The following is a 6,048-nucleotide window of genomic DNA, read 5'->3' as shown; positions in this document are numbered from 1 at the left end:
ACGTTGTCGAGGGCGACCACCTGGGTCTCGCCCTGGCCGTACACCTTGGAGAGGCCGGTGGCGCGGGCGGCCACGGCCTGGATGGTGCGCGGGGCATGGTTCATGGCGGTCACGGGACGGCTCCAAGGTCTGGGGTGCGGAGACTGTGGTGGAGGGGAACCATGTGCTTGTGCGCCACTCCACGGCGGCAGGCCAGAACGGGCTGCTCGTCGGCGGCAGCCGCATTGTCGGACGTGCACGCTCGGTACGTGCAGTATTCGGTCCCCGATGTGAATCCGGTGTGAGTGATCGCCAAACGGCCATCGGATGGGCTGTGTTCCGGGATGTGCCGGGATATGCCGACGGAGCCCGGGAGCATATCCAGCTCCCGGGCTCCTGTTTGCCACCCAATTGCGCACACCGGCACGTTCAAGAGTCGCGGATCATTCTCATACCGACGTGTTCTGCCTTTGAACTACCGCGCCATGAGAGAGGCGCAGAGGGGACTCGAACCCCCATCCATCGGTGATCGTCCGCACCCGGTCGATCCGGTGTTCGGCGGCGAATGCTGAGACTGGAGCGAGAATCTGAGTTTCATGGGGCCGCCTCCACCGGCTTGGGCCACCCCGGCAGGCAAGGCCGGGGGAGGGATTCGAACCCCCAACTGACACCCCTGTTCAGCTTCAACATCAGTTTCAGCTTGCGCTCTCGCGCACCCCCCGCTCACACGGGGGGCGTTCATGGGGCTACCTGAACAGGTAGCCGAACACCGCGTCCCCGACCCGCTGGTCGGTGACCTCGGCGCTGTTGGCCTCCTCGCGGGCGAACTTGACCGCCTGCTGGAGCTTCTCCACGCGGTCGAGCAGCTCGTTGACCCGGCGGGCGGGCAGCGCTCCGGAGAACTTCACGGTCGTCCAGTACCCGACCGGGACGTCCTCGTAGTAGACCTCGACCTGCGCCGGGTGCTTCTCGGTGGCCTCGGCCTTGACGTGGTTGCGCGGCACCTTCTTGGTGCGGATCGTGCGCACCGGGTCCGTCTTCCAAGAGTCCGTCGACGGGTCGAGGTTCCAGGACTCGGAGGCGTCCAGCACCGGCAGCTTCCGCACGAAGGCGTGCATGTCCGTCAGCTGCTTTTCCAGGAAGAGCAGGTACGACACCGGCACCTGCGCCAGCACCACAGTGCCCTCCACGACGACGTCCGCGGCCGCCGTGCGGTTCGCCCAGTCCTTGGTCGCCGTCACGTCGAACAGTCGGGTCAGTGTCCCCGCCGTCGCGCGCAGCACGTCCTCCGCCTTGACCTGCACCCGTGTGGACTCGGGCGGCAGCTGCTCGCCCTCCTCGTCCTTGGGCTGGTACGTACGCGAAATCCCGGCGAGCAACGCAGGCTTCTGGACGTCATGATTTGCTTGGGACAATTCCTGGAGAGATCTGGACTTGACGCCCTTCTCCACGGCGATTATCTGATTCAGCTTCGGCACGCTATAAACCTATCCATAGTCCGGCTCAGGGTGCATCCGGGTCTCCATATATCCGCCACCATCTGGCTGCGGTGCCGCTGGGGGTCGGCTGCCCACCAGGCCGTGAACTTCACCCGGTCCCAGCGCCGTTCACGCCGGCAGGGGGAAAACGGTCAGAACGCCGGCCGCACCCCGGCCTGAGGTCTCGTCGACCACCCGGCCGTCGCGCAGGAAGACCACCCGGTCCGCCCAGGCGGTGTGCCGGGTCTGGTGGGTGACCATGATCGCGGCTGCGCCGGCGTCGCAGCGTGCCCGCAGCACGGCGAGTGCGGCCTCGCCGGTGGTGGAGTCGAGGGCGCCGGTCGGCTCGTCGGCGAGGACCAGGCGGCGGTCGCCGATCAGGGCACGGGAAATGGCGACGCGCTGCTGCTGGCCGCCGGACATCTCGTCCGGGAAGCGGTCGGCCAGTTCGGCGATGCCGAGCTCCTCCAGCGCGGCCATGGCCTCCCGGTGGGCGGCCGGGCTGGAGATGCCGTCCAACTCAAGTGGCAGGGCGATGTTCTCGGCCGCGGTGAGGGCCGGTATCAGGTCGTGGTCCTGGAAGACGTACCCGATGGCCCGGCGGCGCACAGCCGTCAGCCGTTTGCGTGAGAGCTCGCCGAGGACGGTGCCCTCGACCACGACCCGGCCGCCGGTCGGGCTGTCCAGTCCGCCGGCCAGGGTGAGCAGCGTGGACTTGCCGGAGCCGGACGGTCCCATCACCGCGACGAGTTCACCGGGGTGGACCTTCAGATCGACGGCGCGCAGTGCGTGCACCCCGGCGGCGCCCTGGCCGTGCACCCGGCTGACCTGCTCCAGGTGCAATACGGGCGCGCCGGTTTGAACAGTGATCAACTTTGCCCCTCCTGTGCTCCGGTGGTTTCGGATACGTGTGCGCTCGCGGCGGGCGCGGGATCTGTCGCATCGGGGGTGACGAACCAGCGATGGGGCTGCTCCCCGTCCGTCCTCGTGTGAGCCCGGAACGAGCAGCCGCTCGACAGCAGCCGCAGACCGAGCGTGCATCCCGGTCTGTGCAGTATCCGATCCCCGGTGTGAGCCCCGTGTGAGTGATCACCTCACGGGCACCTCACGGTCCGGCGGCTGGACCGTGCCCGCTCCGCCGCCGGTGGGACGCGGCAGCCGTCGGGCAGACGCCGTTTTCATGCCCGGGACAGGGGCTTTCTGTGGACCACTCGCCTTTCCTCCTCGCCGCCCGGGGCTTCCTACCGGCCGATCGAGGAGATCACGGACCGCGGGGTCGAGTACGCGGCCGCCATGCTGCCTCAGGACTGGTCCCGGGTGGTGTCCGGGGTGGGGACCGTGTGCGTGCCGGTGGAGGGCTTCGGCGCCGTGTACCGGGGGGAAGGTCCATGTGTCCGCCGCGCTCGACCGCGCCCAGCAGGTGCTGAAGACCGCCTCCGCGATCTGCGTCGAGCGAGGTGTGGCTGTCACGTACCTCGGCAACTCCGCGTTCTACCCGTGGCAGCACCACAAGCAGGGCTCCCGTGCGCAGAGCGGCCTCGGCGCTGGAGGGCGAGCGGGGGCCGCACACCCTGGGCGACCGCCGCTACCGGGAGGGCTCGGTCGTCGCGCACCGGTACGGCGCGTTCGCGGAGATCCCGCGGCTGCGTGCGGACGGAACCACCGAGCTGCTGGTGCCGGACGGCGACGGCCGGATGGTGAAGGACGAGCGCGGCATCGTCTGGCGGGTGGCACAGCGTGGCCGTGACCAGCTCACACCGGCCCAACAGCGGCTCTGGCAGGCCGCCACCCGGTTCACCGACCCGGACCGGCCCGGCGCCCTGCCCTCGCCGGAAGAGGTCGCCGCCGACCCGCTGCGCCACCTGCGGGACCTGCGCGAGCGCACCGCCGATGCCCTGCTCGCGACGGCCGACACCGAAGGGGACTTCCCCACCGTCCCCGTCGGTTACGCGGTCAACCGCCGCTGCGTCGCGTACGGCACGGCCGGAGTGCTGCACGCGCTGCGCCTCGCGGGACGGGAGACCGATCCGCGGCTGCTGCTGCGGCGGCTCAGCGAGGACTCACTGCGGGCTCGCGAGGAAACGGCGCCCGGCCTGCACGTCGGCAACGCCGGTATCGCCTGGGCGCTCGCCCGTGGCTCGGCCGGGTTTGCCACCGTCGCCGCGCGCTTCCTGCCCCACGCGGACGAGGCCCTGGCAGCGGTCGTCTCCGACGCCCTGGTGACCGCCTCGACGCCGCGGCCTCCACCCGGGTGGTCGCCGCGCGCACGACCTTCGTGGTGGCACACCGCCTGGCCACGGCCGCCCGGGCCGAGCGCATCCTGGTCCTGGACGCGGGACGGGTGGTCGAACAAGGCAGCCACACCGCACTGCTGGCACCCGGAGGGCACTACGCCAGGCCGTGGTCGGCGGACGAACCCACCGTGCCATGACGGCATTGACCGTCCGCGGCCCCGCCAGACCACTGCTTTTCGGACATGGCCCCGCGCAACCGTTCGGTCCTCGGCGACGTCCGTTCAGGGGACAGGAACGAGAACGGGAGCCCGATGCGCGTACTGGTGGTCGAGGACGAGGAGATGCTGGCCCAGGCCATCGCCGAGGGCCTGCGACAGGAGGCCTTCGCCGTGGACGTCGTCCACGACGGCGAGGCGGCGACGGAGCGGCTGGCCGTCAACAAGTACGACGTCATGGTCCTCGACCGCGACCTGCCCGGACTGCACGGCGATGAGGTCTGCCGACGCACGACGGCCGCCGGGGCGGACGTCCGGATCCTCATGCTGACCGTCTCCACCACGCTGGCCGAGCGTGTCGCGGGCCTGAACCTCGGGGCCGACGACTACCTGGCCAAACCCTTCGCGTTCGCCGAACTGATCGCCCGCATCCGGGCCCTGGGGCGCCGGGCCCGGCCGGCCACCCCGCCCGTCCTGGAACGCTCGGGCATCCGCCTCGACCCGCACCACCGCGCGGCCAGCCGAGACGGACGCCCGCTGGCCCTGTCCCGCAAGGAGTTCGCCGTCCTGGAGGAGCTGCTGCGCGCCCAGGGCGGACCCGTCTCCGCCGAGGACCTGCTGGAACGGGCCTGGGACGAGAACATCGACCCGTTCACCACCATCGTCCGGGTGACGATCCGCGGTCTGCGCCGCAAGCTGGCGGACCCACCGCTGATCGAGACCCTCACCGGCGTCGGCTACCGGATCCCGTGAGCGGACGCCCCGGGCGGCCCGGCGCCACGGCCGGCGTCGGTCCCGGCACCGGCAGCAGCACCCGTACGGTGAGGCCCCCGCCGGGACGCGGCTGCGCTGTCGCCTCACCGCCGTGGGCCCGCGCCACCGCCCGTACGATCGACAGCCCCAGCCCGCTGCCCCGGGCCGAACCGACCCGGTCGGTCAGCCGCCGGAACGGCGCGAACAGCACCGGGACCTCGTGCGCGGCGATCACCGGACCGGTGTTGTCGACCACGACCTCGGCCCCCTGGCGCCCCACCGAGACCCGCACCGCCACCTCGCCGCCCGGCCTGTTGTAGCGGACGGCGTTGTCGACGAGGTTGCGGACCACCTGCTCCAGCAGGACCGGGTCACCGGTCACCGTGCCCGGCTCGACCTGGTCAGCCACGGTCACCCCCCGGCGTTCCGCATCCGCCGCGGCCGAGTCCAGCACCGATTCCGCGAGCTCCGCGAGGTCCACCGGCACCAGCTCGGTCAGCGAGTTCTCCGCGCGGGCGAGCGTCAGCAGGGCATCGATCAGCCGCTCGTGGCGCGCGCTGACGGCGAGCAGGTTCTCCCCCAGCCGCCGCACCTCGGGCGGGGCGTCGGCCCGGTTCATCGCCACCTCGACCAGCGTCCGGTGGACCGCGATCGGTGTCTTCAGCTCGTGCGCCGCGTTGGAGATGAACCGGGACTGGCCGGCGAACGCTTCGTCGAGCCGGTCCAGCATGCTGTCGAAGGAGTCCGCCAGCGACTTCACCTCGCCCGCCGGTGCCTGAAGGTCGATCCGGCGGTGCAGGGTGCGTCCGGCGATCCGCTCGGCGGTGGAGCTGATCACGCTGAGCGGGCGGACCAGACGCCCGGCGACCAGCCACCCCGCGGTGGTCGCCATGGCCCCGACGGCGAGCACCGCCAGACCGCCCTTGAAGATCAGGTTGAGCTGCACCGACTCGAAAATGCGCTCTCTGATCACCAAATACGCGGACCGACGCTCGATGAGGTAATTCTGAAATTCCGCCGACTGCCCCGGCTCCAGGTTGTAGCCGTCGGGAAAAGCGACTTCGAGGCTGTAGCGCATCGAGCTGTCGACCAGCACCGCGGTCACCGCGAGAACGGCGGCGGTCGCCACGAAGAACATCATGCCGAACACCAGGGTGAACCGGAGCCGCAGGCTCCCGCCCCAGGTGTGACGGACCGCGGAAGCCTCGGAGGAACGGGCGGTCACCGCCGCCCGCCGCCCCGCCGTACAGCCTCGACCACAGGTGTCCTCATCCGCCCCACTCGTCTCCCCAGGTCCGCCCGATGCCGATCGCGGGCAGCCCAAGTATGCGGGACCGGATGTGACCCCCGCGTGAGCGGTCGCCTCACTTCCCGTTCGCGGCCAGACGC

The 6,048-nt window shown here is 70.8% G+C and carries 5 protein-coding genes and 1 pseudogene; 2 read left to right on the top strand and 4 right to left on the bottom strand.

The genetic code is table 11. The features are described 5' to 3' along the window. The 3 genes and pseudogenes from ACIGFK_RS41395 to ACIGFK_RS41385 all read right to left on the bottom strand — a co-directional run. Positions 1 to 191, bottom strand: a pseudogene (locus tag ACIGFK_RS41395) (hypothetical protein); the annotation flags it as partial. 534 nt (positions 192 to 725) lie between these two features. Continuing rightward, the gene (locus ACIGFK_RS41390; RefSeq protein WP_400056005.1) at positions 726 to 1,457 is read right to left on the bottom strand and encodes a hypothetical protein; all 732 of its coding nucleotides are present in this window, start codon (positions 1,455 to 1,457) and stop codon (positions 726 to 728) included. Positions 1,458 to 1,586: 129 nt separating this feature from the next. Beyond that, complete coding sequence (locus ACIGFK_RS41385) at positions 1,587 to 2,327, bottom strand: ABC transporter ATP-binding protein (protein ID WP_386472922.1); 741 nt, start codon at positions 2,325 to 2,327, stop codon at positions 1,587 to 1,589. A 1,408-nt stretch (positions 2,328 to 3,735) separates the two neighbouring features. Here ACIGFK_RS41385 and ACIGFK_RS41380 point away from each other — a divergent pair. Beyond that, entirely contained in the window at positions 3,736 to 3,888 is a 153-nt protein-coding gene (locus ACIGFK_RS41380) for a hypothetical protein (RefSeq protein ID WP_376655429.1), read from the top strand. 114 nt (positions 3,889 to 4,002) lie between these two features. Next, positions 4,003 to 4,659, top strand: coding sequence for a response regulator transcription factor (locus ACIGFK_RS41375; protein ID WP_400056003.1), 657 nt, complete (start codon positions 4,003 to 4,005; stop codon positions 4,657 to 4,659). Here the strand turns inward: ACIGFK_RS41375 and ACIGFK_RS41370 are convergent. Beyond that, positions 4,631 to 5,884, bottom strand: a complete 1,254-nt coding sequence (locus tag ACIGFK_RS41370) for a sensor histidine kinase (RefSeq protein WP_400056001.1) — start codon at positions 5,882 to 5,884, stop codon at positions 4,631 to 4,633. The genes ACIGFK_RS41375 and ACIGFK_RS41370 overlap by 29 nt on opposite strands. Positions 5,885 to 6,048: the final 164 nt, after the last annotated feature.

Origin of the sequence: Streptomyces sp. NPDC085524, assembly GCF_044541755.1 — a bacterium.
In the GTDB taxonomy this organism is placed as follows: Bacteria; Actinomycetota; Actinomycetes; order Streptomycetales; family Streptomycetaceae; genus Streptomyces.
Note: the sequence above shows the minus strand (reverse complement) of the source record. Positions and strands in the feature narration are given on the sequence as shown.